The organism is Kitasatospora sp. NEAU-CNBT7 (assembly GCF_057220535.1).
Genome location: NZ_JBXQQB010000006.1, coordinates 319,613 through 345,421, shown reverse-complemented (window position 1 = coordinate 345,421; position 25,809 = coordinate 319,613). Strand labels below are relative to the sequence as shown.

28 protein-coding genes are annotated in these 25,809 nt (G+C 74.4%); 16 read left to right on the top strand and 12 right to left on the bottom strand.

What is annotated here, in order from left to right; translation table 11 throughout:
- Positions 1-59 precede the first annotated feature (59 nt).
- The 5 genes from AC2TEW_RS11585 to AC2TEW_RS11565 all read right to left on the bottom strand — a co-directional run bounded on the left by AC2TEW_RS11585 (position 60) and on the right by AC2TEW_RS11565 (position 5,673).
- Positions 60-1,559, bottom strand: a complete 1,500-nt coding sequence (locus AC2TEW_RS11585; protein ID WP_484623280.1) for a sensor histidine kinase — start codon at positions 1,557-1,559, stop codon at positions 60-62.
- Positions 1,556-2,329, bottom strand: coding sequence for a response regulator transcription factor (locus tag AC2TEW_RS11580; RefSeq protein WP_484623279.1), 774 nt, complete (start codon positions 2,327-2,329; stop codon positions 1,556-1,558). The genes AC2TEW_RS11585 and AC2TEW_RS11580 overlap by 4 nt, the downstream gene beginning before the upstream one ends.
- An 86-nt stretch (positions 2,330-2,415) precedes the next feature.
- Positions 2,416-3,636, bottom strand: a complete 1,221-nt coding sequence (locus AC2TEW_RS11575) for a S1C family serine protease (RefSeq protein WP_484623278.1) — start codon at positions 3,634-3,636, stop codon at positions 2,416-2,418.
- Positions 3,637-3,762: 126 nt separating this feature from the next.
- Complete coding sequence (locus tag AC2TEW_RS11570) at positions 3,763-4,806, bottom strand: LacI family DNA-binding transcriptional regulator (protein WP_033821777.1); 1,044 nt, start codon at positions 4,804-4,806, stop codon at positions 3,763-3,765.
- A 132-nt stretch (positions 4,807-4,938) separates the two neighbouring features.
- Entirely contained in the window at positions 4,939-5,673 is a 735-nt protein-coding gene (locus AC2TEW_RS11565; protein WP_033821776.1) for a response regulator transcription factor, read from the bottom strand.
- 681 nt (positions 5,674-6,354) lie between these two features.
- Between AC2TEW_RS11565 and AC2TEW_RS11560 the strand changes: the two genes are divergently transcribed.
- The 6 genes from AC2TEW_RS11560 to AC2TEW_RS11535 all read left to right on the top strand — a co-directional run bounded on the left by AC2TEW_RS11560 (position 6,355) and on the right by AC2TEW_RS11535 (position 9,585).
- Positions 6,355-6,684, top strand: coding sequence for a MoaD/ThiS family protein (locus AC2TEW_RS11560; RefSeq protein ID WP_484623277.1), 330 nt, complete (start codon positions 6,355-6,357; stop codon positions 6,682-6,684).
- A 151-nt stretch (positions 6,685-6,835) separates the two neighbouring features.
- Positions 6,836-7,507 carry an LmeA family phospholipid-binding protein gene (locus tag AC2TEW_RS11555; RefSeq protein WP_484623276.1) on the top strand — a complete coding sequence of 224 codons (672 nt, stop codon included), beginning with the start codon at positions 6,836-6,838 and terminating at the stop codon, positions 7,505-7,507.
- Between the two features lie 279 nt (positions 7,508-7,786).
- Positions 7,787-7,867, top strand: a complete 81-nt coding sequence (locus AC2TEW_RS11550; protein ID WP_350637490.1) for a putative leader peptide — start codon at positions 7,787-7,789, stop codon at positions 7,865-7,867.
- Between the two features lie 218 nt (positions 7,868-8,085).
- Positions 8,086-8,922 carry a sulfurtransferase gene (locus tag AC2TEW_RS11545; RefSeq protein ID WP_033821774.1) on the top strand — a complete coding sequence of 279 codons (837 nt, stop codon included), beginning with the start codon at positions 8,086-8,088 and terminating at the stop codon, positions 8,920-8,922.
- Positions 8,923-8,957: 35 nt separating this feature from the next.
- Positions 8,958-9,248: a DUF1416 domain-containing protein gene (locus AC2TEW_RS11540; RefSeq protein WP_033821773.1), complete on the top strand. Its 291-nt coding sequence runs from the start codon at positions 8,958-8,960 to the stop codon at positions 9,246-9,248.
- Positions 9,249-9,312: 64 nt separating this feature from the next.
- On the top strand, positions 9,313-9,585 hold the full coding sequence (locus tag AC2TEW_RS11535; protein WP_033821772.1) for a DUF3099 domain-containing protein: 273 nt from the start codon (positions 9,313-9,315) through the stop codon (positions 9,583-9,585).
- A gap of 12 nt (positions 9,586-9,597) precedes the next feature.
- On the opposite strand, the gene AC2TEW_RS11530 is transcribed toward AC2TEW_RS11535, so the two are convergent.
- Positions 9,598-9,960, bottom strand: coding sequence for a DsrE family protein (locus AC2TEW_RS11530; RefSeq protein ID WP_033821771.1), 363 nt, complete (start codon positions 9,958-9,960; stop codon positions 9,598-9,600).
- A 272-nt stretch (positions 9,961-10,232) separates the two neighbouring features.
- On the opposite strand from AC2TEW_RS11530, the gene AC2TEW_RS11525 reads away from it, so the two are divergent.
- The 3 genes from AC2TEW_RS11525 (at position 10,233) to ygfZ (ending at position 12,394) form a co-directional block, all read left to right on the top strand.
- Positions 10,233-10,817, top strand: coding sequence for a heme-binding beta-barrel domain-containing protein (locus AC2TEW_RS11525; RefSeq protein ID WP_033821770.1), 585 nt, complete (start codon positions 10,233-10,235; stop codon positions 10,815-10,817).
- A gap of 65 nt (positions 10,818-10,882) precedes the next feature.
- Positions 10,883-11,368 carry a Fur family transcriptional regulator gene (locus tag AC2TEW_RS11520; RefSeq protein WP_484623275.1) on the top strand — a complete coding sequence of 162 codons (486 nt, stop codon included), beginning with the start codon at positions 10,883-10,885 and terminating at the stop codon, positions 11,366-11,368.
- Between the two features lie 60 nt (positions 11,369-11,428).
- Positions 11,429-12,394 (top strand): CAF17-like 4Fe-4S cluster assembly/insertion protein YgfZ, encoded by a 966-nt coding sequence (gene ygfZ, locus AC2TEW_RS11515; protein WP_484623274.1) that lies wholly within the window; start codon positions 11,429-11,431, stop codon positions 12,392-12,394.
- Between the two features lie 46 nt (positions 12,395-12,440).
- Here ygfZ and dtd read toward each other — a convergent pair whose 3' ends face one another.
- Positions 12,441-12,878, bottom strand: coding sequence for a D-aminoacyl-tRNA deacylase (gene dtd, locus AC2TEW_RS11510; protein WP_484623273.1), 438 nt, complete (start codon positions 12,876-12,878; stop codon positions 12,441-12,443).
- 364 nt (positions 12,879-13,242) lie between these two features.
- On the opposite strand from dtd, the gene AC2TEW_RS11505 reads away from it, so the two are divergent.
- The 3 genes from AC2TEW_RS11505 to AC2TEW_RS11495 all read left to right on the top strand — a co-directional run bounded on the left by AC2TEW_RS11505 (position 13,243) and on the right by AC2TEW_RS11495 (position 15,171).
- Complete coding sequence (locus AC2TEW_RS11505) at positions 13,243-13,803, top strand: RsiG family protein (protein ID WP_484623272.1); 561 nt, start codon at positions 13,243-13,245, stop codon at positions 13,801-13,803.
- A gap of 79 nt (positions 13,804-13,882) precedes the next feature.
- A complete protein-coding gene (locus AC2TEW_RS11500; protein ID WP_484623271.1) occupies positions 13,883-14,836 on the top strand; it encodes an asparaginase in 954 nt (317 codons plus the stop codon).
- Between the two features lie 119 nt (positions 14,837-14,955).
- Entirely contained in the window at positions 14,956-15,171 is a 216-nt protein-coding gene (locus AC2TEW_RS11495; RefSeq protein ID WP_484623270.1) for a dodecin, read from the top strand.
- Positions 15,172-15,180: 9 nt separating this feature from the next.
- Here AC2TEW_RS11495 and AC2TEW_RS11490 read toward each other — a convergent pair whose 3' ends face one another.
- Genes AC2TEW_RS11490 through AC2TEW_RS11480 form a run of 3 tightly spaced genes read right to left on the bottom strand, consistent with a single transcriptional unit; the run spans position 15,181 to position 18,130 of the window.
- Positions 15,181-16,071, bottom strand: coding sequence for a heme ABC transporter ATP-binding protein (locus tag AC2TEW_RS11490; protein ID WP_484623269.1), 891 nt, complete (start codon positions 16,069-16,071; stop codon positions 15,181-15,183).
- A complete protein-coding gene (locus AC2TEW_RS11485) occupies positions 16,068-17,126 on the bottom strand; it encodes a FecCD family ABC transporter permease (RefSeq protein ID WP_484623268.1) in 1,059 nt (352 codons plus the stop codon). The genes AC2TEW_RS11490 and AC2TEW_RS11485 overlap by 4 nt, the downstream gene beginning before the upstream one ends.
- The gene (locus tag AC2TEW_RS11480; protein ID WP_484623267.1) at positions 17,123-18,130 is read right to left on the bottom strand and encodes a heme/hemin ABC transporter substrate-binding protein; all 1,008 of its coding nucleotides are present in this window, start codon (positions 18,128-18,130) and stop codon (positions 17,123-17,125) included. The genes AC2TEW_RS11485 and AC2TEW_RS11480 overlap by 4 nt, the downstream gene beginning before the upstream one ends.
- Positions 18,131-18,300: 170 nt before the next feature.
- Between AC2TEW_RS11480 and AC2TEW_RS11475 the strand changes: the two genes are divergently transcribed.
- Together AC2TEW_RS11475 and AC2TEW_RS11470 are read left to right on the top strand one after the other, a co-directional pair.
- A complete protein-coding gene (locus tag AC2TEW_RS11475) occupies positions 18,301-19,773 on the top strand; it encodes an HtaA domain-containing protein (RefSeq protein ID WP_484623266.1) in 1,473 nt (490 codons plus the stop codon).
- 35 nt (positions 19,774-19,808) lie between these two features.
- Positions 19,809-21,344: an HtaA domain-containing protein gene (locus AC2TEW_RS11470; RefSeq protein WP_484623265.1), complete on the top strand. Its 1,536-nt coding sequence runs from the start codon at positions 19,809-19,811 to the stop codon at positions 21,342-21,344.
- A 156-nt stretch (positions 21,345-21,500) separates the two neighbouring features.
- On the opposite strand, the gene AC2TEW_RS11465 is transcribed toward AC2TEW_RS11470, so the two are convergent.
- Entirely contained in the window at positions 21,501-22,172 is a 672-nt protein-coding gene (locus tag AC2TEW_RS11465) for a biliverdin-producing heme oxygenase (RefSeq protein ID WP_484623264.1), read from the bottom strand.
- A 218-nt stretch (positions 22,173-22,390) separates the two neighbouring features.
- Positions 22,391-22,882: an inorganic diphosphatase gene (locus AC2TEW_RS11460; protein WP_484623263.1), complete on the bottom strand. Its 492-nt coding sequence runs from the start codon at positions 22,880-22,882 to the stop codon at positions 22,391-22,393.
- Between the two features lie 76 nt (positions 22,883-22,958).
- Between AC2TEW_RS11460 and dacB the strand changes: the two genes are divergently transcribed.
- Positions 22,959-24,398 (top strand): D-alanyl-D-alanine carboxypeptidase/D-alanyl-D-alanine endopeptidase, encoded by a 1,440-nt coding sequence (gene dacB, locus AC2TEW_RS11455; protein ID WP_484623262.1) that lies wholly within the window; start codon positions 22,959-22,961, stop codon positions 24,396-24,398.
- Positions 24,399-24,524: 126 nt separating this feature from the next.
- The gene (locus tag AC2TEW_RS11450) at positions 24,525-25,691 is read left to right on the top strand and encodes a zinc-dependent metalloprotease (protein ID WP_484623261.1); all 1,167 of its coding nucleotides are present in this window, start codon (positions 24,525-24,527) and stop codon (positions 25,689-25,691) included.
- Positions 25,692-25,809: the final 118 nt, after the last annotated feature.

Sequence of the window (25,809 nt, the reverse complement as noted above, 5' to 3'; positions counted from 1 at the left end):
CGGACTCTGATCCGGGATCCGGTCCGGCCACTCTGCCCCGGCCGGTCTGCCCCGCCGCTCTACTCCGGCCGGTCGGGCTGACCCGGCAGGCGGATGGTCGCCTGTGCCCCCGGACCGCCGTCCGCGGCCGGGCCGAGCGAGACCTCGCCGCCGCTGTCCCGGACGGCCTGCGCCACGATCGACAGCCCCAGCCCCGAACCCGGCAGCTGCCGGGAGGACGGCGAACGCCAGAAGCGGTCGAAGACGTACGGCAGTTCCTCCGGCTCGATGCCCGGCCCGTGGTCGCGGACCGTCAGCTTCCCGGCCCGCAGCGCGACGTCCACGGAGCCGCCCGGCGGGCTGTACTTCACGGCGTTGTCCAGCAGGTTGATCACCGCCCGCTCCAGCGCGGGCCCGTCACCGTGCACGTACCAGGGCTCGATGGCCAGCTCGAAGGCCAGGCCCGGCCCGCGCAGCCGGGCCCGCTCCACGGCCCGCTCGGCGATCTCGTGCAGCGCGAGCACGGTCACGTTCTGCCCGGGCTTCGGGGTGTCCGGGCGGGAGAGCTGGAGCAGGTCGCCGATCAGCAGCGTCAGCTCCTGCATCTGCGCCTTCATGTTGCCCAGCATCTTGGCCCGGGTGGCGGGCGGCAGCGCCCGGCCGGTCTCGTCGCTGCGGATCAGCAGGTCGACGTTGGTGCGCAGGGAGGTGAGGGGGGTGCGCAGTTCGTGGCCCGCGTCGGCGATCAGGCGGGTCTGGCGGTCGCGGGAGTTGGCGAGCGCGGTGGACATGGAGTTGAACGAGGTGGCCAGCCGGGCGATCTCGTCGCTGCCGTGCACCGGGATGGTGGTGCCGACCTCCTCGGTACGGGCGATGTGCTCGACCACCCCGGTCAGGTCGTCCACCGGCTTCAACGCGGACCGGGCGACCAGCCGGCCGATGAAGCCGGCGCCGACCGTGCCGACGCCGACCACGCCGATCAGGATCAGCGCGAGGTTGTTCAGCGAGTCCTGCACCGACTTCACCGGGAGCGCCACCATGGCCACGTAGGGCCTGGGCGGCTGGCCGGGCTGGAGCACGTTGACGGGGAAGACCAGCACCTTGGCGGCCGTGCCGTCGGCGTAGTGCCCGTCCCGGTACCGGGGACTGCCGGACGTCAGGGTGGTGAGGTCGGCCGGGTCCGTCTGGAGCGCGCGAGTGGCGCCCTCGGGGAAGCACGCGGAGCCGTCCGCCGCGACCAGCTCGATGTCCCACTTCAGCGGCCGGTGCCGGTCCGTGCCGGTCTTGGCCAGGGCCAGCGCGGCCGCCGGGGTCGACGCGCAGTAGGGGCTGTCCTGACGGGGAGGGCTGTTGAAGAAGGGATCGGTCGGCGCCTCCGCCAGGCTGTTGTGGACCTGCTCGTACAGCCGGTCCCTGACCAGGAACCAGCAGGCCAGCGCCGACAGTGCGATGGCCACCGCGACCGCCGCCGCGGTCAGCATCGCGAGCCGGCTGCGCAGTGAGCGGCTGCGGTACCAGCGGGTGAGCCGGCCCGGGAACCTCGGCGGGTGGGCGGGCTTCGGCGGGACGGCGTCGCTCACGCCGCCGCGCCGGTGGCGCTGCGCAGGGCGTAGCCGACCCCGCGCACGGTCTGGATGACCCGGGGCATGCCGCCCTGCTCGGTCTTGCGGCGCAGGTACATCACGTACACGTCGAGCGAGTTGGAGGACGGCTCGAAGTCGAAGCCCCAGACCGCCTTGAGGATCTGCTCGCGGGTCAGCACCTGGCGCGGGTGCGACAGGAACATCTCCAGCAGCATGAACTCGGTGCGGGTCAGCTCGATCGGGCGGCCCTCCCGGGTGACCTCGCGGGTGGCCAGGTTCATCCGCAGGTCGGCGAAGGCGAGCACCTCGCTCGCGTCGCTCTCCACCGAGGCCCGGGCCGCGGCCTCGCTGGCCAGCGCGCTGCGCCGGAGCAGGGCCCGGACCCGGGCGAGCAGCTCGTCCAGTTCGAACGGCTTGGCCAGGTAGTCGTCGGCGCCGACGTCGAGGCCGGTGACCCGGTCGCCGACGGCGTCGCGGGCGGTGAGCATCAGCACCGGGACGGCGTCGCCGCGCGAGCGCATCCGGCGGACGGTGGTCAGCCCGTCCATCCTCGGCATCATGATGTCCAGCAGGACCAGGTCGGGCCGCTGGCGCTCGACCGCCTCCAGGGCTTCGAAACCGTCGGTGGCGGTGGCCACCTCGTAGCCCTCGAAGGCGAGGCTGCTCTCCAGGGCGTCCCGCAGGGCGGGCTCGTCGTCGACCACCAGGACGCGGGCGGTGGGGCCCGCGGCCTCGGCAGGGGTGCGGTCGTCGGCGGGGGGAATCATCGGCTCGGGCCCTTTCTGAGTCCGTACGGTGTGGCCATTGTCCTGCGGTGGAGGCTGTCCCGGGGTGGAGCCGGGGCGGTCGGCGGCTACAGGTTCTGGCCGGCCTGCAGCTGCGGGAGGACCTGCTTGATGTCGTTGATCGGGATGGCGAAGCCGAGGCCGACGCTGCCCGCGCCGGAGGAGTCGGCGGTGGAGCCGGCGCCGGCGGAGGAGTACATCGCCGAGTTGAGGCCGATGACCTGGCCGTTGGCGTTGAGCAGCGGGCCGCCGGAGTTGCCGGGGTTGAGCGCGGCGTCGGTCTGCAGGGCCTGGTAGGTGGCGGTGTCGCCGGTGGAGCCGGAGCGGCTGCCGGTCATTCCGGGCAGGTTGGGGAAGCCGAAGCCGCCGTTGCCCCGGGTGGAGCCCTCGTCGACCTGGACGGAGACCTTGCGGTCCTTGGCGCTGATGATGCCGGAGGTGACGGTGCCGGTCAGGCCCTCGGGGTTGCCGATGGCGACCACCGAGTCGCCGACCTGGACGTCGGTGGAGTCGCCGAGCGCGGCGGGGGTCAGGCCGCCGACCCCGGCGGCGTCGATCACCGCGACGTCCAGCGACTTGTCGGTCCCGGTGACGGTGGCGGTGGCGGTCTTGCCGTCCTTGAAGGTGACGGTGATCCGGCCGTTCTCGTCGACCGCACCGGAGATCACGTGGTAGTTGGTGAGGATCTGGCCGCCCGCGGTGAGCACGACCCCGGTGCCGGTCGCGGTGCCGGAGGTGGTGTTCACGGTGATCTGGACGACGCTCGGCGAGACGGCGGCGGCCACGGCGGCGACGTTGGCGGTGCCGTCGGACTTCGCCGAGACCGGGCTGACCAGGGTGGAGGCGGCGCTCGCGCCGTCCCCGTGGGCCTCGGCGAGCACACCGCCGGTCACTCCGCCGATCAGGGCGGCGACGGTGGCGACGGCGGCCACCAGCGCCAGGCGGCTCTTCAGCAGGCCGCGCCGGGCCCGGCCGCCGCGGTGGGCGCCGCCGGTGGTGCCGCCCGGGGCGCCGGCCCCGGCCGCGGCGGGCAGCGGCTGCGCCGCGCCGCCCCAGGGCTGTTGCCCGTCGTGCCCGCCGGGTCCGTCGTCCCGCAGCACCGTGCCCTCGAGCACGTGCGCGGTGGGCGGCTCGGCCGGCTGCGGCGGCGCCCAGCCCTGGCCCTGGTACGCGTCGTGCCCGGGCGCGTCCTGGCGGAACGGGTCCTGGCCGTACCCGTGGTGGCCGGTCCGGGGGGCGGACGGGCCGTCGTGGTGCTGCTCGGGGTTGCTGCGCTGCTGCTCGTTCATGGACACAACGTCCGCCCGGAGCATGAGAATCCGGTGAGAGTGCGGTCAGAGGCTCCCGAGAAGCCTGTTCGGTTCTCATAAAGCCAGGTCAGCGGCGTTTTCGGCGCGCCGGCCCGGCTGCGGGCATCACCGCTGGTCGGGGGCCCCGCAGCCGCAGGAACGGCGGATCACCAGCCGGGACTGGAACTTGCGGACCCGCTCGGTGCCGGAGCCCGGCACCATCAGCGAGTCGTCGAGGACGAGGTCCACGGCGGCCCGTGCCATGGCGTCCCGGTCCGAGGCCACGGTGGTCAGCGGCGGGTCGGCGAGCGCGGCCTCCGGGATATCGTCGAACCCGGCCACGGCCAGGTCCTCGGGCACCCGCAGGCCGACCTCGCGGGCCGCCCGCAGCACGCCGATCGCCTGGTCGTCGGTGGAGCAGAAGATCGCCGTCGGACGGCCCGGGGAGCGCAGCAGCTTCACCGCGACCTCGTACGCGCCGTAGCGGTGGAACGGCGCGTCGACCAGGTTCGGCTCGACCTCGAGCTCGTGCGCCTCCATGGCGCGCTGCCAGCCCTCGACGTGGTCGATCACGGGGTCGCCGGGTGCGGGGGACTCCACCGGTCCGCCGAAGCAGACCACGTACGGGTGCCCGTGGTCCTCCAGCAGGTGGCGGACGGCCGCCTCGGCGCCGCCCACGTCGTCGGTGACCACCGCGACGTCGTCGATCGCCTCCGGCCGGCGGTGCAGCAGCACCACCTTCGCGCCCTCCATCGCGGCGAACTCCTCCGCGGCCCGCTGCGAGGGACCCTGGCTGACCAGGATCAGGCCGGACACCCGCATCCCGAGGAAGGCGCGGACGTAGTGGACCTCGCGGTCGTCGACGTAGTCGGAGTTGCCGATCAGGACCAGCTTGCCGCGTTCGGAGGCGGCCCGTTCCACGGCGTGTGCCATCTCGGCGAAGAACGGCTGCCGGGCGTCCGGCACCACCATGCCGATCAGGTTGGTCCGCCGGGAGGCCATCGCCTGGGCCACGCTGTTGGGCCGGTACCCGAGCTGCTCGATGGCAGCCAGGACCTTCTCCCTGGTCGCGGGCGCGACCGGGCGCGGACCGTTGTTGATCACGTAGCTGACGACCGCGGTCGAGGTCCCAGCCAGTCGGGCTACATCGTCGCGCGTCACCTTGGCCACGCAGGGAGTCTACGCGGGTCGCGCGGCGACGCCATGAGTTGCGTCACGGCGCTTCGTGACCGGCCGACCGCGATCGGTACAGATCCGGACATCCCGGGCGGCCGACGGGGTCCGTCCCCGTCGGCCGGCCGCTCAGGCCTGCTGGGCGGCGGGGGCGTGCGGGAGCTCGCTCCCGGGGCGCTCGCCCTTGTCCGCCTTGTCCGGCACCACGAAGCGGTAGCCGACGTTGCGCACGGTGCCGATCAGCTGCTCGTGCTCGACCCCCAGCTTGGCCCGCAGCCGCCGGACGTGGACGTCCACCGTGCGGGTGCCGCCGAAGTAGTCGTAGCCCCAGACCTCCTGCAGCAGCTGCGCCCGGGTGAAGACCCGGCCGGGGTGCTGGGCGAGGTACTTCAGCAGCTCGAACTCCTTGAAGGTGAGGTCCAGCACCCGGCCCTTGAGCTTCGCCGAATAGGTGGCCTCGTCGACCGACAGGTCGCCGTTGCGGATCTCCATCGGGCTGTCGTCGGAGACCACCTGGAGGCGGCCGGTGGCGAGCCGCAGCCGCGCCTCGACCTCGGCCGGGCCGGCGGTGTCCAGCAGGACGTCGTCGATGCCCCACTCGGCGGTGACGGCGGCCAGGCCGCCCTCGGTGACCACCAGGATCAGCGGGCAGCCGATGCCGGTCGAGCGCAGCAGCTGGCACAGGCTGCGGATCTGCGGCAGGTCGCGCCGGCCGTCGACCAGGATGACGTCGGCGCTGGGGGTGTCGACCAGGGCGGAGCCCTCGGCCGGCGCCACCCGGACGTTGTGCAGCAGCAGGCCCAGGGCCGGGAGTACCTCGGCGGACGGCTGGAGGGCGTTGGTGAGCAGGAGGAGAGAACTCATACCCGGTAGTCCCCTTTCCGGGTCGTCGCGGTCGCAGTGCGGCGGGTGCCGTGGCGGTCCGGCGCAGCTGCTGAGCGGGGTGGGGGAACGTCGGCAGGGCGAGATCCGGCGGATTCGTCGGCGCGCACGGCGGTGCGGGGCGTGTGCCGGGGGTCCCGCAACCCCTGGTGCTCCGCAGCTGCCCTGCCCATCCGCGAACCTTCCGGTCTGTGCCCGCGCCGGGCGGGGCCCGGCGCCGATTGCGACACCCCGGCAGGCCGGCGGCACTCCGTTGTGCCGCCCCGCGGGGCGGTCCTCGCGTACCGGCGCGGGTGGGGCGCCGTTCGCAAGGACGTCCGTACTGGCGTCCTGAAAGCACAAAAGGACCCGGGGGCGACTCTGCCCGGATCCCTCACGCCACGAGAATAGCCGACCACACCCCGGCGCGGGAGGCCGAAACGCGCCGCGGCGCCCGGTTCCGGGGGCCCGCGGGCGTGAGCTGCGCCACCAGGCGCCGCGGCCGGACGGGCTCCGCGCCGCCCCGCGGCGACCGGTCGCGACCTGGGCTGTTGCCGCCGGGGCGGGGGGTGGGGTCATCATGGGAGCCGCACCGGCCGCACGGTACGTGTACACCTTTGGCGTGGGTGGCCCGGCACAGGAGCCGGCCGCCGCACCGGGCGAGGACCACTGGAAGGGGTTGCCATGACCGCGACCACCGAGGCCCGGACCGCTGCGCAGGGCGCCGGACGCACCGCACCCGGCTCACCCGTACGAGTGAGCGGCACCCTCCGCTACTGGGCCGCGGCCAAGGCCGAGGCCGGGACCGCCGAGGAGCCCTACCTGGCCGCCACCCTCGCCGAGGCGCTGGACCAGGCCCGGGCCCGGCACGCGGACCGGCCGGGGCTGCTGCGCCTGCTCGGCGTCTGCTCGTACCTGGTGGACGGCGACCCGGTGGGCACCCGGGACCACGCCGAGGTGCCGCTGCGGGCGGGCGGCTCGGTCGAGGTGCTGCCGCCCTTCGCGGGCGGCTGAGCGGCCCGGCCGGCGGGCCGGTCCACCGGCCCGCGCCGGGTCCAGGAACCACCGCACCCGGGGTGATCGTCGTATCTGCGGACGGACGGGTGGACGGCTGCGAGGATGCGGTACCGCGCCGGACGGCGCCAACGACCCACGGGGGAGTGAGATGCGGGGCTGGCTGAAGCTGACGATCGGACTCGGTGTACTGGCCGGCCTGCTGGTCGGGGCGGACCGGACGGCGGTCGGGGTGGCCGAGGACGAGGCCGCCGACCGGCTGGTGAGCAGCGGCCGGCTGAGCAGCCGGCCCGATGTGACGATCGAGGGGTTCCCCTTCCTCACCCAGGCGCTGTCGGGGGAGTTCGACGGCGTCAAGCTCGCCGCCGACGACGTGCAGGTCAGCGACGGCCGGCAGCAGGTGGCGGTGCGCTCGTTCCGGGCCTCGCTCTCCGGCGTCTCGGTCGGCGACTCGTACCGCAGCGCCACGGTGCGCAGTGCGACCGGCAGCGGCCTGATCTCGTACCCGGACGCGGCCAAGCTGGTGCAGGGGGCGGACCGCCTCGATCTGTCGTACGGCGGACCGGGCAAGGTGAAGGCCTCGGTGGCGGGCTTCTCGATCGGCGAGGGCAAGGTGCACAGCGAGGGCAACACGGTGATCGCCGACGGTTTCCAACTGACCGGTGTGGCAGCGGCGTTGAACGGCCGAGTGAAGGACCTGCTGGCCCCGCGCAGCTTCACCCTGAGCCGGCTGCCGGCCGGGCTGGGCCTGGCCGGGGTGACCCCGGAGCCGGACGGTCTGCTGCTGGACTTCCGCGGCACCGACGTCCGCCTGATCGGCTGACCGCCTGATCGGCCGCCCGCCCGCTCGGCCGGCCGCCGTCCCGTTCCGCACCTCCCGTCCCGGGTCTCCCGGCGGCCACCCGCCGTCCCGCTCCGCGAGACGCGCTGTCCAGCGCCGGCCCGCGGAGCGGTGCCGTACGGGCGTCCGGGCGGCCGGGGGGACGGTCCGGCCGGGCGGGGCGGCGGCGGTTCAGGGCGTAATCCCATGATGCGGTCATTCTGATCTCAGCATTCGACACGCTGATGACAGCGGGCCCGGGAGGTCCCTAGCATCGTCGACATGAAGCGACAGGCGGATCTCACGAAGCGGCGGGCGGTAGACCTGTGCCGCGTGTCCACCTGCCTGTGTCGAATGCGCTGACCGGGCAGTTCTGACCGGTATCTCCGGCTCGCCCGAACCGCTGCGACGACCCGACCCGCGATAGTGGGCGGCGTTCGCGCACTCCGCACCAGCTCTACCGGTCCCAGGCCTCCCGCACTCCGCCCTGTCCCACCATTCGGACAGATGTCCGGACGGGATCGGCCGGGCACCCCCTGAACAGCCTCTTCCGCCAACCGCCCCCGGATGGAGAAACCACCATGAGCCGCAGCGACGTCCTGGTAGACGCCGACTGGGTCCAGGCCCGCCTGGACGACCCGAAGGTCGTCGTCGTCGAGGTCGACGAGGACACCTCGGCGTACGACAAGAACCACATCCGCAACGCCGTCCGGATCGACTGGAAGAAGGATCTCCAGGACCCGGTCCGCCGCGACTTCATCGACCAGGCGGGCTTCGAGGCGCTGCTGAGCGCCAAGGGCATCGCCAACGACGACACCGTGGTGCTCTACGGCGGCAACAACAACTGGTTCGCCTCGTACGCCTACTGGTACTTCAAGCTCTACGGCCACGGCGACGTCCGCCTGCTGGACGGCGGCCGCAAGAAGTGGGAGCTGGACTCCCGCGAGCTGGTCGTCGAGCAGCCCGAGCGGGCCGCCACCCAGTACACGGCCCAGCCCGTGGACTCCTCGATCCGCGCCTTCCGCGACGACGTCGTGAACGCGATCGGCAGCCTGAACCTGGTCGACGTCCGCTCGCCCGACGAGTTCTCCGGCCGTCTGCTCGCCCCGGCCCACCTGCCGCAGGAGCAGTCGCAGCGCCCCGGCCACGTGCCGACCGCGCGCAACATCCCGTGGGCGAAGAACGCCAACGACGACGGCACCTTCAAGTCGGACGAGGAGCTCAAGGCGCTCTACACCGCCGAGGGCGTCGACCTGGCCAAGGACACCATCGCGTACTGCCGGATCGGCGAGCGCTCCGCGCTCACCTGGTTCGTGCTGCACGAGCTGCTGGGCCAGGAGAACGTCAAGAACTACGACGGCTCCTGGACCGAGTACGGCAGCCTGGTCGGCGTGCCGATCGCGCTCGGCGACAACTGAGCCCCGGCTCCACCGGTAAGAGAGGGAAGACAGACATGTGCGGTGCGAAGGCCGGCGGCCCCGACCTGGCAGGAGTTGACGTGGCCAGCGAGACGATCATCCAGGGTTCGGTGACCCGCGACGAGGAGCCGGTGCACGGCTACGTGCGCCTGCTCGACCAGAACGGCGATTTCACGGCGGAGGTGCCGACCTCGGCGTCCGGACAGTTCCGGTTCTTCGCCCGCCCCGGCACCTGGACGCTGCGCGCCCTGGTCCCCGGCGCGACCGTCGACCGGGTGGTGGTCGCCTCCCAGGGCGAGCCCACCGAGATCGTGATCGCGGTCTGAGACGACCGCCGAACGGCCCGAGGACCCCTGCCCCGGCGGGGGTCCTCGGTCATACCCTGGAAGGGTGCGGGCACACCGGCGCCACGTGCGCTACTTCGTGATGATGGGGGTCTGCCTCGCCCTGTTCGTGCTGGCCTGGGGCGCGGTGCGGTTCTGGTCGGTGCCGGCCGCGATCGGGATGTGCGTGGTCGCGATGGTGATCCCGCCGCTCGCGGCGATCCTCGCCAACCGGCGCGACCCCGAGGACGACTGGTGGAACGACCCGCGCTGGGACGACCCGAAGTGGGACGACCCCGGCCACGACCGGGACCACCCCGACCACGAGCGGCGGCCCTGAACCGGGAGCCGGTCAGTAGACCAGCGCCTGCACCCCGTCGGCCATGATCTCGCTCAGGAAGACCTGCGCGCCCGCGATCCTGACCCCCTCGACGGTGTCCTTCTCCTCGATCCCGCGGCGCGCCGCGCACTGGGTGCACAGCGTCACGGTGCCGGCCGCCAGCACCGACTCCAGCAGGTCCGGCAGCGGCGCCGCGTGCGGCAGCTCGAACTCCGCGGCCCGGCCCGGCAGGGCGAACCAGGAGGACTCCCCGGTCAGCCAGAGCGAGACCTCGACCCCGCTGGCGACCGCGACCGCGGCCACCGTGAACGCCTGCGAACAGCGCTCCGGCGCGTCGGCCCCGGCGGTGACCTTGATGACCAGCTTCTTCGACATGGCGACACCCTAGCCGGACGTGGTGGGGCTCACCGTGAGCGCGGGATCACCGCCGGATAGACTCGGCCGCGTCCGCCCTGTATGCCAACGCCGTCAATGGGAGCACCCCGTGTCCGGTCTCGAAATCTTCTTCGACTGCCTGCTGGCTCTGATGGCAGTGCTGATCACCTGGTTCGCGATCTTCTCCGTGATGAAGCTCTACCAGGGCCAGCGCTGACCCCGACTGCCGTACGGTTGATGGCGAACCCATCCCGACGACAGAGTCCAGGACCATGATCGAGATCCCTTCCGACCTCCACAAGGACGTCGTCCCGCTGGCCTTCCTCCTGGGTACCTGGGAGGGCGCGGGCGTCTTCGACTTCCCCGGCAGCGAGAAGTGCAACTTCGGCCAGGAGGTCGTCTTCCGGCACGACGGCCGCGCCTTCCTGGAGTTCCGCTCCCGCACCTGGGTGCTGAACGACGAGGGTGAGAAGGTCAGCCCGCTGGAGAACGAGCACGCCTTCTGGCGGGTCACCACCAACCAGCACGGCAGCAGCGGCGAGCGCGAGATCGAGGTCTCCTCGGTCCGCGACGACGGCACCGTGGAGATCTGGTACGGCAAGCTGCACGACGGCAAGCCCCAGATCGACCTGGCCACCGACGCGGTCGCCCGGATCGAGGGCTCGGCGCCGTACAGCGGTGGCAAGCGCCTGTTCGGCCTGGTCGGCGAGGAACTGCTCTGGGTCGGCGAGAAGGCCGCCCCCGAGGTGCCGCTGCGGCCCTACATGTCGGCGCAGCTGAAGAAGGTGCTCAACCCGGCCAAGCTGATCCAGGACATCGCGGACCTTCCGGACGACGGCATCGCCTTCTTCCGCTGAGTTCCGCCGGGCCCGGGACGCGGGGCCGCAAGATGAGGGACCGACCACGCGGTCGGTCCCTACACTTGTCTCACGACCTCGACCGGCAGGACGACACCGTGGCCAACACCGACACCCCCACCGACTGGAAGGCCGACCTGCGCGAGCGCGGGTACCGCCTGACGCCGCAGCGCCAACTGGTGCTGGAGGCGGTGGACACCCTCGACCACGCGACCCCGGACGAGATCCTCTCCCAGGTCCGCAGGACCGCCAGCGGCGTCAACATCTCCACCGTCTACCGCACCCTCGAGCTGCTCGAGGAGCTCGGCCTGGTCTCGCACGCCCACCTCGGCCACGGCGCCCCGACCTACCACCTGGCCGGCCGCCACACCCACCTGCACCTGGTCTGCCGGGACTGCGACAAGATCACCGAGACCGACACCGCGATCGCCGCGCCGCTGATCGAGAGCCTGCGCGCCGAGCACGGCTTCGACACCGACCTCAAGCACTTCGCCATCTTCGGCCGCTGCGCCGACTGCACCGCGAAGCGGGAGCAGCAGCAGGCGGGTTGAGCCGGCCGCGGCGGGCGGCCCGGCGCGGCCCGGTTGACCGGCGGACGTAAGCTGGCCGGTATGAAGAGCCCGCTGCTTGCCCTGCCCGGTGCCGTCCCCGCCGAGGGGGCCGACGAGGGCGTCGCGGCCCACTACGGCGACATCTTCCGCGAGCAGCGCGCGCTCGCCGAGGGCCGCGGCTTCGTCGACCTCTCGCACCGCGGCGTGATCACGGTGACCGGTGCCGACCGGCTGGCCTGGCTGCACCTGCTGCTCACCCAGCACGTCAGCGAACTGCCGCCGCAGCTGGCCACCGAGGCCCTGGTGCTGTCGCCCAACGGCCACGTCGAGCACGCGCTGTACCTGGTGGACGACGGGACGACCACCTGGGTGCACGTGGAGCCGGGCACCGCGGCCGCCCTGATCGGCTACCTGGAGAGCATGAAGTTCTTCTACCGGGTGGAGATCGCCGACGCGGGCGCCGACTACGCGCTGGTGCACCTGCCGGCCGGCTCCACGGCCTCCGCCGAGGGCGCCGCCGCGGTCCGCGAGCTGCCGTACGGGCGGGACCTCTTCCTGCCGCGCGCCGAGCTGGCCCGGCTCACCGCGGGCTACGGCCCGGCGGCCGGGGTCTGGGCGTACGAGGCGCTGCGGGTCGAGGGGCACCGGCCGCGGCTCGGGTTCGAGACCGACCACCGCACCATCCCGCACGAGGTGGACTGGCTGGGCAGCGCCGTGCACCTGCAGAAGGGCTGCTACCGCGGCCAGGAGACGGTCGCCCGGGTGCACAACCTCGGGCGTCCGCCGCGCCGCCTGGTCTTCCTGCACCTGGACGGCACCGAGGAGAAGCTGCCCGCGCACGGCACCGAGGTGCGGCTGGCCGCCGACGGCGGCGAGGGCCGCCCGCTCGGCTTCGTCACCACGGCGGTCCGCCACCACGAGCTCGGGCCGATCGCGCTCGCCCTGGTCAAGCGCAACGTCCCGGTGGACGCCGTGCTGCTGGCCGGTACCGTGCCGGCCACCCAGGACGTGATCGTCCCCGCCTGAGCGCGGGGGCTGGCCCGGACCTCCGGCGGCTCAGACCTCCGGCGGCTCAGACCTCCAGCAGCACGGTGAACGGGCCGTCGTTGACCAGCGAGACCTTCATGTCCGCGCCGAACCGGCCGGTCGCCACCTCGGCTCCGAGCGACCGCAGTTCGGCGACCACGGCGTCGACCAGCGGTTCGGCGAGCGGGCCGGGCGCGGCCGCGTTCCAGGTGGGGCGGCGGCCCTTGCGGGCGTCGCCGTACAGCGTGAACTGACTGATCACCAGCAGTGGTCCGCCGAAGTCGGAGCAGGACCGCTCGACGCCGTCCTCGCCGTCGAACAGCCGCAGCGACCAGAGTTTGCGGGCCAGTTGGGCGGCCTGGGCCGGGGTGTCCTGGTGGGTCACCCCGACCAGGACGCACAGCCCGGGCCCCTCGATCGCGCCGACCGGTTCGCCGTCCACCGTCACGGCGGCCTCGGCCACCCGCTGTACCACTGCTCGCATGCCCGCCATTCTGCCCCAGGCGTGCGGAACTTCGGCGCGCGCCGGGGTGGTGCGCTCTGCGCCCCTTGCGGCGCGGGCCTGCCTGCGGATTGCTCCGGTCGTATCAGCCACCCCCGTTCGCCACGGGGCCGTTCGGGTGCTCAGGCGTGCACATGCCCGGCCCGGGGTGGCACGCTGTCGGACGGCGCCGCGCGGTGCGCCGGCCCGCCGGTGCCGCGAGCGGTTCGTGCACCGTCCGCCGGGCCGGTGTCGCCCGGGCGGGTGGAACCGGCGTACCCGGGGAACCCCCGGGGCCGGCCGGACGTGCTCCAGTACGGCCCCCGTACCGGAGTCAGGGCGGGATCGGATCACGGCAGGTGGTTGGATGATGGACGCGAGCGGTACGGCCCAGGAGCAGGCGGACGGGCTCGGCCCGGTGAGCCTGGGGGAACTGGGGCTGGACGAGCTGCGCACCCTGCGGCGCGACGCCCAGGAGCAGGAGGCCGGACTCTCGTACCTGCGCCGGCTGCTGCACGGCCGGATGGACATCCTGCGGGCCGAGCTGAACCGCCGGCAGGTCCCGCTCGACGACGCTGCGATGGTCGCCTTCGACGCCGGACCGCTGCTGGACCGGCTGCCGGCCATCCTGGCCGACTCGCCCTCCTCCGTCCGCCGCCCGGCCCGGCACCTCACCCTCGGCCCGCCGCGCGGCGAGCAGGCCGCCACCGAGGCGGACGAGCTGATGGGAGACGTCCAGCTCGCCGACCTCGCCGCGCACCCCACCGGCGACCTGCTGGTGGCCGTCGAACGGCTGGCCGAGTACGAGCGCGGGGTCTCCGGCCGCCGCCTGGCGCTGCAGCGGACCGCGGACGACTGCAGCGCCGAGATCACCCGCAGGTACCGTGAGGGGGAAGCACGGGTCGACGACCTGCTCACCGGGGGGTGAGGCCGCCCGACGGGGGCCGGGGAGCGGGTCGGCGGCCGGGCCACCCTCACCCTGTGCCCCTGGAACTGGAGTCAACCCCATGCCGCAGTCCGCCGCTCTGCCCGCTCTCGCCGAGGTCGTCCGCTCCGGCTTCACCGAGGGCCGCCACCGAGGTTCGCTGGTCGTCCTGGCCGCCGACGGCTCGGTCGAGTACGCCCTCGGCACCCCGGACGCGCCGGTCTTCCCCCGCTCGACCGCCAAGCCGTTCCAGGCGGTGGCCACCCTGCGGGCCGGGCTGGCGATCGAGGGCGAACTGCTGGCGCTGGCCGCCTCCAGCCACTCCGCGGAAACGTTCCACCTCGACGCGGTACGGCGAATACTCGCCGGTGCCGGCCTGACCGAGGCCGACCTGCGCACCCCGGCCGACCTCCCGCTGGACGAGACCGAGGCCGAGGACCTGCTGCGCCGCGGCGGCTCGCGCAGCCCGATCCTGATGGACTGCTCCGGCAAGCACGCCGGCTGGCTGGCCGCCTGCGCCGCCAACGGCTGGGACACCGCGAGCTACCTCGACCCCGGCCATCCGGTCCAGCTGCTCGCCCTGGAGGCACTCACCGAGGCCACCGGCGAGCAGCCCGCCCACGTCGGCACCGACGGCTGCGGCGCCCCGCTGCACGCCGTCTCGCTGACCGGTCTGGCCCGCGGCTACCGCTCGCTGCTGCTGGCCGCGCCGGGCACCCCCGGCCGCCGGGTCGCCGATGCGATGCGGGCCCACCCGCAGTACGTGGCCGGGACCCGCCGCGCCGACACCTGGCTGATGCGGGCCATCCCCGGGACGCTGTCCAAGATGGGCGCCGAGTCCGTCCAGGCGGTCGCCCTGGCGGACGGCCGGGCGCTCGCCTTCAAGATCGAGGACGGCGCGGAGCGGGCCCGCGGCCCGGTGCTGGCCGCCGCACTGCGCCGGCTCGGCATCGAGCACGAGGTGCTGACCCGGATCGGCGCCCAGCCGCTGCACGGCGGCGGCCAGGTGGTCGGCGAGGTCCGCGCGGCCTTCTGATGCCCGCGCGGGGGCCGACGCCCGGGCGGGCGGCTTTGGCGCGCGCGGCCCGGGCCGGTGCGGCACGGTGGACCGGGGGGCCGTCAACCGCGCCGTACCGGACAGCTCAGGAGAGTGCCATGTCGGACCACATCTACCGCGTCACCGAGATCGTCGGCTCCTCGGGCGAGGGCGTCGACCAGGCGATCAGGAACGCGATCGACCGGGCGTCGCAGACGCTGCGCAACCTGGACTGGTTCGAGGTGGTCCAGGTGCGCGGGCACATCGCGGACGGCCGGATCGAGCACTACCAGGTCGGGCTGAAGGTCGGGTTCCGGCTCGACGACGAGGGCTGAGCGGGCGGCTCAGCGCCCGGCCTGCTCGCGCCCGGCCCGGTCCCGCCCGGCCTGCTCCCGGTCGGCCCGCTCGCGGTCGGGCAGCACCAGCGGCGCCCCGGTCCGCGGGTGCGCCAGCACCTCCACCGGGTGGCCGTACACCTCGCTCAGCAGCGGCCCGGTCAGCACCTCGTGCACCGGGCCGTCGGCGACCGCCCGGCCGGCCGACAGCAGCATCACCCGGTCGGCGTAGGCCGCGGCCAGCGACAGGTCGTGCAGCACCACCACCACCGCGTCCCCGGCCGCGGCCCGCTGCCGGGCCAGGCGCAGCACCAGCTCCTGGTGGCGCAGGTCGAGCGCGGCGGTCGGCTCGTCCAGCAGCAGCAGCGCGGCCCGCTGGGCGAGCACCCGGGCCAGCGCCACCCGGGCCCGCTCGCCGCCGGACAGGGCCGTGAACGGGCGCTCGGCGAACCGGGTCGTCTCGGTCAGCGCCAGCACCTCGGCCACCACCTCCTCGTCCTGCGCCGCGGCCGGGGTCCCGGACCAGGGCGCGCGGCCCATCCGGACCACCTCGCCCGCCGGGAACGGGAAGGACAGCTCGGCCGACTGCGGCAGCAGCGCCCGGTGCCGGGCCAGTTCGGCGACGGTGAGGCCGGCCAGCGGACGGCCCCCCAGCAGCAGCTCGCCGCCGCCCGGCGCGAGGTCGCCGGCCACCACCGCGAGCAGGGTGGACTTGCCGGCGCCGTTCGGCCCGAGCAGGGCCAGCACCTCGCCCGCCCGGACCGTCAGGTCCACCCCGGCCAGCAGCTCCCGGCCGCCGAGCGCGAGCCGCAGCCCGGTCGCGCGCAGCACCGCGGCCCCCGGGGCGGGCCGTTCGGGTACGCGACGCGTCCGTACTCTCCGCAGGCCCAAGACCCTCATGCCCACCCTCCCTGGCGGCTCCTGGTGCGGCGCAGCAGCCAGAAGAAGAACGGGCTGCCGATCAGCGCGGTCAGCACCCCGAGCGGGAGCTCGGCGGGCCGGGCGAGCGTGCGGGCGGCGAGGTCGCCCGCCACCAGGACCAGCGCACCGCCGAGGACGCTGGCGGGCAGCAGGAAGCGGTGGCCGGGCCCGGCGGCCATCCGCAGCAGGTGCGGCACGATCAGGCCGACGAAGCCGATCACCCCGCTGACCGAGACGGCCGCCGCGGTGAGCAGCGCGACCACGGTGATCAGGGTGAGCCGCATCCGCTCCACGTCCACCCCGAGGTGGCGGGCCGGCTTCTCGCCGAGTGCCAGCAGGTCCAGCGAGCGGGCGTACGGCGGTGCGACGGCGAGGCCCACCACGGCGAACGGCAGGATGCCGAGCACCTTGCCCCAGGTGGCCTGGGAGAGCGAGCCGAGCTGCCAGAAGGTGACCTGGTTGATCGCGGCGCTGTCGGCGGTGAACAGGAAGATGCCGATCAGCGCGCCGCAGAAGGCGTTCACCGCGACGCCGGTGAGCACCAGGGTGACCACCTCGGTGCGGCCGCTGGAGCGCGACAGCGCGTACACCGCGAAGACCGTCAGCAGGCCCGAGGCGAAGGCGAAGACGGTGACCGTCCAGCTGCCGAGCGAGTCCAGGCCGAGCACGATGCAGGCGACGGCGCCGACCGCGCCGCCGGAGGAGACGCCGATCACGCCGGGCTCGGCGAGCGGGTTGCCGAACACGCCCTGCATCAGGGCGCCGGCGCAGCCGAGCGAGCCGCCGACCAGCAGCGCCAGGACGACCCGGGGGAGGCGGACGTTCCACAGCACCGACTCCGGCACCCGGTCCAGGGCGTGGCCGCCGAGGCCGAGGCGGTGGGTCAGGGAGGCGAGGATGTCGCCGAGCGGGATCCGGTAGGCGCCGACGCCGGCCGCGAGCAGGGCGGTGGCCAGCAGGGCCACCGCCAGCCCGGCGGTCAGCACGGTGGTGCGGTGCGGGCGGCGGCGTACCGGGACGGCGGCCGCGGTCACCCGGCGGCCTTGCCGGCCAGCTGGTCGGCGATCGAGCGGAGCACCTGCGGGGTGCGCGGGCCGTAGCTGAGCAGCATGCCGTCCTCGATCGAGACCACCCGGCGGTCGAGGCCGGCCGGGGTCTGGGCGACGCCGGGGAGCTTGAGCAGGCCGTCCACCCCGCCGACCGACTCCAGGCCCTTGCTCATCACCAGGATGGCGTCGGGTGCGGCCTTGACCAGGGCCTCGCTGGTGAGCGGGGTGAAGTCCCTGGTGAGGCCGGAGGCGGCGCCCGCGTCGACGGCGCCGACCGCGTCCAGCAGCGAGCCGGCGCCGGAGTCCGCGCCGCCGAGCAGGAAGACCGAGGCGGAGCCGCGCAGGTAGAGGAAGGCGACCTTGGGCCTGGTCCCGGTGGTGGTGACCGAGGCCCGTACCTCCTGGGTGCGGGCGTCGGTGCGGGCGGTCAGCTCCTGGCCGGCGGCGGGGACGCCGAGCGCGGTGGCGACCGCGGTGATCCGGGCGTCCACGTCGGAGAGCCGTTTGGCGTCGTCGAGGACGATCAGCGGGACGCCGGCGGCGCGGATCTGGTCGACGGCCTCGGCGGGGCCGGTGGAGCGGTCGGCCAGGACGACGGTCGGGTGCAGGGAGAGCACGCCTTCGGCGGAGACGTCGTGGGCCTGGGTGATCACCGGGAGGGCGGCGGCCTGTTCGAAGGTGGTGGAGACGTCCCGGGCGACCACCTTGGGGCCGAGGCCCAGGCTGAAGACGATCTCGGAGAGGCTGCCGCTGAGCGGGATGATCCGCTCGGCGCTGGCGACGGTGACCTGGCGGCCGTCGGCGGAGGCGGTGGTGGCGGGCAGCTGCGGGGTGGCGGTGGTGGCGACCGGCTCGACGCGGTCGGCGACGGCGGCCGCCGGGTGGTCCGGATGGCCGGTCCGGTCGGTGGCGCCGGTGCAGGACACCGCCGCGAGCAGCAGCGCCGCGGTGGCCAGCGCGCGGGCCCGGAATCTGGTGGTGCTGCTCAACTGCGGCCCCTTCGTTGACCGTTGTCGCCGCGGCCGGTCCGGTGGGAACTGTTGACCGACCGCGGCCCCGGACGCATATATTAGGTTAGCCTTACCTTGGATGCGCAAGGGGGTGGGTCGCCGCCATCCCCGGTTCCGCCCTGTCCCCCTCCGTCGAGAAGAGCTCCGCCATGCCCCTTTCGCAACGGCTGCGCCGCCTCGCCGCCGCCCTGGTGGCCGCGCTGGCCGCGCTGCTGCCGAGCTCGCCGGCGGCCGGTGCGGCCGACGGCGCGGTGTCCGGCGGCCGACTCGACTGGGGGATCAAGCAGTCCTTCCTGAGCTACGTCACCGGGCCCATCGCCCAGGGCAGTTGGAGCCTGACCGGGGGCGCCGCCACGGTCGGCGGCAGCGCCTTCCGCTTCCACTCGGCGACCGGCTCCTACGACCCGGCCACCGGCGCGCTGACCGCCGCCTTCTCGGGCGGGGTGCGCTTCGTCGGCCATCCGAACCCGGACGGCAGCCACCAACTCGACCTCCAGCTCGGCCACTTCGTCCTGAAGGCGGACGGCCGCGGCGGCGCCGGCCTGTACGCGGACGTGAGCAGCAAGGACAAGGACACCGGTGCCGTCTCCAACGCGAACCAGGCCCGGCTCGCCGACCTCTCCCTCGGCAGCGCCGACCTGCGCGGCGCCGCCGGGACGCTGACCGTCAGCAACGTCCCGGCGACCCTGACCGCCGCCGGTGCCAAGGCCTTCGGCGGCTTCTACACCGCGGGAACCGCCCTGGACCCGGTCACCGTCTCGGTCAACCTGCCCGCCGCGCAGCCCACCCGGCCGCCCGCCGGGACCACCGCACCCCCGGCCGCCACGGCGACCCCGAGTGCCGCACCCGCCACCCCGGCCGCCTCCGACGCCGCTACCCCGGCCGCCACCGCCACCGGGCCGACCGCGTTCACCCGGGGAGCGCTCGACTGGGGTGTCCGGCGGACCTTCCGCGACTACGTCACCGGCGTGATCGCCAAGGGCGGCTGGCAGCTCGCCGAGGGCGCGGCCGACGGCGGCGCGTTCTTCCGCTGGGACGCCGGCCACGGCTCGTACGACCCGGCCACCGGTGCGCTCACCGCCGCCTTCACCGGCCGGGTGCAGTTCCGCGGGCTGCCGGGCGGCGACGGCTACGGGCTCGACCTGACCTTCGCCGACCCGGTCGTCACGGTCGCCGACGGCAAGGGAACGCTCGCCGCCCACGTCTCGGGCCGGACCCCGGACGGGAGCACCCGGCAGCCGTCCGAGGTCGTGCTCGCCGGGTTCGACCCGGCCGGGCTCAAGGCCGAGGGCGGGCTGCTGAAGGCCGTCGAACTGCCGCTGCAGCTCACCGAGGGCGGCGCCGAGGCGTTCGGCGCGCTCTACCCGGCGGGCACCGCGATGGACCCGCTGAGCTTCGCCGTCGCGCTCGATCCGGCCGCCGTCCTGCCGCCGCTGCCCGACATCGGCAGCGCACCCCCGGCCACCCCCGCGCCGTCCGCGCCCGCGGCCTCCCCGGTGGCCACCGCCACCGCCGCCGGCTCCTCGGCGCTGCCCGCCGTCCTGGCCGTCTGCGCGCTGCTCGTGGTGGCGCTCGCGGTGGCCGGCGGGCTCCACCTGCGGCGCCGTCGCCGCACCTCCTGATCCCCCGATCCCCCGTCACAAGGAGCACCTGTTCCATGAACTCCCGTCCCCTGCACCCCGGTCGGCGCAACCGGACCCCGCTCGCCGCGCTGGCCGTCGTCGTCGGCCTCGGGCTCACCGCCCTCGGCGCCCCGAGCCTGGCGTTCGGCGCCGGCCCGAGCGAGGTCGTCTACGACCAGGGCTCGCTGGACTGGGGCATCAAGGCGAGCTTCCGGGCCTACCTGGAGGGCCCCGCCTCGGACGGCGGGAAGATCGAGCCGACCGGCGGGGCCACCCGCACCGCCGCCGGCGCCCTGCACTTCGGCCTCGGCTCGGGCCGCTACGACACGGGGACGCACACCCTGTCCGCCGCCTTCACCGGCGGGGTGCACCTGACCGCGCACCAGGGCGCGCTCGACATCACCCTGACGGACCTCAAGCTGAGCACCACCGGCACCACCGGCACGCTGACCGCCGACACCGCCACCAGGGAGACCCCGGCGGGCTCGCCCACCAGCGAGATCGTCAGCCGCCAGGACGTCCCGCTGGTGACCTTCCCGGTCGGCCGCGACACCACCGCCGGCGGCGACACGGCGACCGCGCTGACGGCCGAGGGCGCCAAGGTCTTCGCGGGCTTCTACCCGGCGGGCACCGTGATGGACCCGCTGAACCTGCTGCTGACGGCCACCCCGCCGACCACGCCCTCCTCGTCGGCGAGCGCCTCGGCCTCCACGAGTGCCTCCGCCTCTGCCTCCACCAGCGCCTCCGCATCCGCCCCCGCCTCGGCGTCGGCCTCGGCCTCGGCGAGCGTGCCCGCCCCCACCAAGCTGCCGATCCTCGACGGCGCGCTCAGCTGGGGCTTCAAGGAGAGTTTCCGCACCTACCTGGCCTCCCCGGCGGCGGCCGGCAAGGTCGAGTTCGGCGGCGGCGCGGCCGGCTACCGCTTCGGCGGCGGCACCGGCGCGTACGACACCGCGACCCACGGCGTCACCACCGCTTTCGGTGGCTCGGTGCGCTTCCTGGGCCACCCGAACGGCTCCGGTTACCAGCTCGACCTGGCCTTCGAGAAGCTCACCCTCAAGGTCGACCAGGCGGGGGCCTTCCTGGTCGCGGACGTCAAGGCCAAGGGCATGGACGGCTCCACCAGCACCCTGACCGCCGTCCCGGTGGCCAAGCTGGACCTTTCCAAGGCGAGCTTCACCCCGGTCGACGGCGTGGTGACGCTGACCGCCCTGCCCGCCACCCTCACCGAGCAGGGCGCCCCTGCCTTCGGCGGCTTCTACCAGGCCGGCGCCGCACTGGACCCGGTCACCATCGCGCTCGCCTTCGAGAAGGGCGCCGTGCTGCCGGGCGCCGACCCGTCCGCCCCGGCCACCGACCGGCCGAGCCCGTCGGCGAGCGCCACCCCGGCCGTCACCGGCGTCACCGTCACCAGCGGCTCCGACACCACGTACGGCACCGGCGGCGTGCTCGCCTCCACCGGCACCGACACCCCGTTCGTCCCGCTGGTGGCGACCGCGGCCGGGCTGCTGCTGCTCGGCGGCGGCACCACCTTCCTGCTGCGCCGCCGCCGCACCGGCGACGCCGGCTGACCCGACGCGGCTGACGTGACACCGGCCGGCCCGGCACCCGCTGACGTGACACCGGCCGGCCCGGCACCCGCTGACGTGACGTCGGCCGGCCCGACGCCGCAACGGCCGATCCCCCGGCGGGCAGCCCGCCGGGGGATCGGCCGTCGCGGCGGTCCGTCAGGCGCTCAGCGGGTACCGGGAGCCCAGGTCGGCGAAGAGCGCGCCGTTCAGGGTGAACGCCCGCTTGCACTCCTCCACCACCCGGCGGCGCTCGACCTCGTCCATCGCGAGGCCCGCCGCGTCCAGCTTCTCCCGGTACTCCCGCTTGTAGGCGGCCGGGTTGGCGACCTCGGCGAAGACGTAGAACTCCACCCCGGCGCCCTTGCGCTCGAAGCCCCAGGTCCGCTCGGCGGCGCCGCGGATGATCTGACCGCCCGACAGGTCGCCCAGGTAGCGGGTGTAGTGGTGGGCGAGGTAGCCGCCCGGCCACTGCTCGGCGAGCTCCTCCAGCCGGGCCGCGTAGGCGGCGGTGGCGGGCAGCAGGGTGAGGCCGGCCCGCCAGTCGGGGCCGAGCAGGTGGGCCAGGTCGCGCTCCAGCGCGGCGGTCCGCATCAGCGCCGGGTCGATCAGCGGTCCGGCCACCGGGTCCCCGGCGAGCGCCGCGGCCCGGCCCTCCAGCGCCCGGTAGACGAACCAGAGCTGGCCCGACAGCTCGGCGTACGCCTCGACGCCGAGCCGGCCGCCCAGCAGGTGGGCCATGAACGACGAGGTCTCGGCGGCCGCGTGCTCCTCGCTGCTCGCGGTGCGCAGCACGGTGGAGAACGGGACGGGCTGCTCGGAGCTGGACATGCGGTGGCCTCCGGGGTCCGGGTCGACTGTCCCCCCGATTGTTCTGGTTAGGGTTACCTAAGTCAACATCTTGCCGACACCCTGTCGGTAAACGCCGGGAAGGCACCGGAAAGGCGCCGGGCGGCGCGGAAAGGCGCCGGACAACGCGGAAGGCCGGGGTGAGCACGCAGCTCACCCCGGCCTTCCGGGCCACCTCGGCGGGCCGAGGGGACGGCGGTTCAGTGACCGCCCTGGTCCTTCAGCCGCTGGATCGAGGCGACGATCTCGGCCTCGGCCTCGACGCGGCCGACCCAGTTGGCACCCTCGACCGACTTGCCGGGCTCCAGGTCCTTGTAGACCTCGAAGAAGTGCTGGATCTCCAGGCGGTCGAACTCCGACACGTGGTGGATGTCGCGCAGGTGCTCCCAGCGCGGGTCCGTCGCCGGGACGCAGAGCAGCTTGTCGTCGCCGCCGGCCTCGTCGGTCATGTGGAACATGCCGATCGCGCGGCACTTGATCAGGCAGCCGGGGAAGGTCGGCTCGTCCAGGATGACCAGGGCGTCCAGCGGGTCGCCGTCCTCGCCCAGGGTGCCCTCGACGTAGCCGTAGTCGGCCGGGTAGCGGGTCGAGGTGAAGAGCATGCGGTCCAGGCGGAGGCGGCCGGTCTCATGATCGACCTCGTACTTGTTCCGCGAGCCCTTCGGGATCTCGATCAGGACGTCGAACTCCAACGGTTCCTCCAAGGTAGGTACTGACAGAATCCAAGTGTCTCCTACGTCAAGGTGTGCTCAGGAAAGGGGCCTGTCGGTGAACGCTGGTGCTGGGGTGGGGCGAGGGCGCAGGGCGGCCGTCGCGGGTGTACTGGGGGCGGCGCTCGTTACCTCGGGCCTGACGGCGGGCACGCAGCGGGCGCTCGCCGCACCGTCGCCCCCGCCGGCCGCCGGCAGCGCGAAGCCGTCGGCCGAGGCGGCGCCGCCGCCGGGCAGCGCCGTGCTGGCACCGGTGGCCGACGCCGCCGACACCCTGCCCACCACCCAGGGCCTGCAGCAGGCGCTCGCGCCGCTGCTGCAGGACAAGTCGCTCGGCACCCTGAACTTCGCCGTCGGCGACGCCGCCACCGGCACGTTCCTGTACGGCTCCGGCGAGAACACCCCGGCCACCCCGGCCTCCACCACCAAGCTCGCCACCTCGGTCGCGGCGCTGTCGCTGCTCCCCGCGGACCACCGGATCCACACCCGGGTGGTCACCGGCGCCAAGCCGGACGAGATCACCCTGGTCGGCGGCGGCGACCCGACCCTCACCGCGCTCCCCGCCGACCAGGTGCAGATCGGCGGCCTCCCGGTCGACCCGGACAACGCCCCCGCCTCGCTGACCGACCTGGCCGCGCAGACCGCCGCCGCGCTGAAGGCGGCCGGCGTCACCTCGGTGAAGCTCGGCTACGACACCTCGCTCTACACCGGCCAGCTCCGGCACATGGAGAACGACGACTACAACGTCGCGCCGGTCAGCCCGCTGATGGTGGACGAGGGCAAGGTCGAGCCGAGGTCGCTGTCCGAGGCGCCCGCCCGGGTCACCGACCCGGCCGCCCAGGCGGCGGACGCCTTCGTGGCCCAGCTAAAGGCGCAGGGCGTCACGGTCCAGGGCCGCCCCGCCCAGGCCGCCGCGGCCGCCGACGCCAAGCCGCTCGCCGACGTCGCCTCGCCCACCCTGGCCCGGCTGATCGAACGGCTGCTCACCCACTCCGACAACACCATCGCCGAGGGCGTCGCCCGGCAGGTCGCCATCGCCGCCCAGCAGCCCGCCAGCTTCCCGGGCGCCGCCGGGGCCGTCACCCAGGCGCTGGCCAAGCTCGGGGTGTCCACCGCCGGCCTGCAGCTCAACGACGGCAGCGGGCTGAGCAAGGCCAACCTGATCCCGCCGGCCACCCTGGTCAAGCTGCTCTCGCTGGCCGCCGCCCCCGACCACCCGGAGCTGCGGCCGGTCCTCACCGGCCTGCCGATCGCCGGCTTCACCGGCACCCTGCTCAGCCGGTTCGGGCCCAGGTCGGGCGCGGCCGAGGCGTCCGGCATCGTCCGGGCCAAGACCGGCACCCTGGACTTCGTCAACACCCTGGCCGGCACCGTGGTGGACACCGACGGGCGGGTCCTGGTGTTCGCGATGATGACCAGGACGCCGGCCGGGGCCGACCAGGCCCGGGCCGCCGTCGACCGGATCGTCGCCAAGCTCGCCGGGTGCGGCTGCCACTGACGCCCCGTCCCCGCCGCCCTCCCTGCGCCCGCGCCGGGGCCCGCGGGGACGGCGCCGGGCCCGGCCCTGGGGTGTCCCGGTGCCCGCTCCCTCCCCCGGGCGCGCCCCAGCACGTACCGTGAGGGCATGACGAGCGCGAGCGGCAGGGCAGACATGGTCGACTGGGATCTCGCGGTCGCGACGGCGACCCGGCTGGTCCGGCCCGGCCCGGCGGTCTCCCGGGAAGAGGCCAGGACCGTCGTCGCCGAGCTGCGCCGGCACGCGCTGGAGGCCGAGGAGCACGTCCGGGCGTTCACCCGGATGAACTCCAGCGTGCTGGCGGACGCCCCGGCCACCCCCGTGCTGGTGGTCGACCGGCCGGGCTGGGTGCGGGCCAACGTGGCGGGCTTCCGCACCATCGTCCAGCCGCTGGTGGACAAGCTGCAGGCCCGCCGGGGCGACGGCGCCGGCACGGCGATGATCGGCTCGCTGGGGGAGAAGGCCACCGGCGTCGAGGTCGGCGCGGTGCTGGCGTTCCTGTCCACCAAGGTGCTCGGCCAGTACGAGACCTTCGCCCCCGCCGAGCTGCCGGCGCCGCCGGACAGCCCGGCCGGCCTGTTCGACAAGCCCCGCCGCGGGCCGGACCTGCCGGGCCCCGGGCGGCTGCTGCTGGTCGCGCCGAACATCGTGCACGTCGAGCGCGAGCTGGACGTCGACCCGCACGACTTCCGGCTCTGGGTCTGCCTGCACGAGGAGACCCACCGCACCCAGTTCACCGCGGTGCCCTGGCTGCGCGACCACATCCAGTCCGAGGTGCAGGCCTTCCTGGCGCAGGCCGACGTCGACCCGGGCGCGCTGCTGGAGCGGGCCAGGGAGGCGTTCGGCGGCGCCGTCCCGGGCCTCGGCGGCCGCGGCGACGGCTCGGGGCCCGGCACCCTGCTGGAGGCCGTCCAGTCCCCCGCGCAGCGCGAGATCCTCTCCCGGCTCACCGCGGTGATGTCGCTGCTGGAGGGCCACGCCGACGTGGTGATGGACGGGGTCGGCCCGGCCGTGGTGCCTTCGGTGGCCGAGATCCGGGAGAAGTTCCAGCAGCGCCGGGACCGCGGCGCCGGCCGGCTCGACCTGGTGCTGCGCCGGCTGCTGGGGATGGACGCCAAGCTGCGCCAGTACCAGGACGGCGCGGTGTTCGTCCGCGGTGTGGTGGACCGGGCCGGGATGGACGGCTTCAACCGGGTCTGGACCTCGCCGAACACCCTCCCGACCAAGGACGAGATCCACGACCCGGCGGCCTGGGTGGCCCGGGTGGTCGGCTGAACCTCCGCGCCCGGTGCCCGGTGCCCGGTGCCCGCGGCCGGTCAACCGGTCCGCCGGGCCGGGCCCGCCGAACGGGTGGCGCCGGACGCCCACCAGGGTGGCTCAGCCGTACAGACGG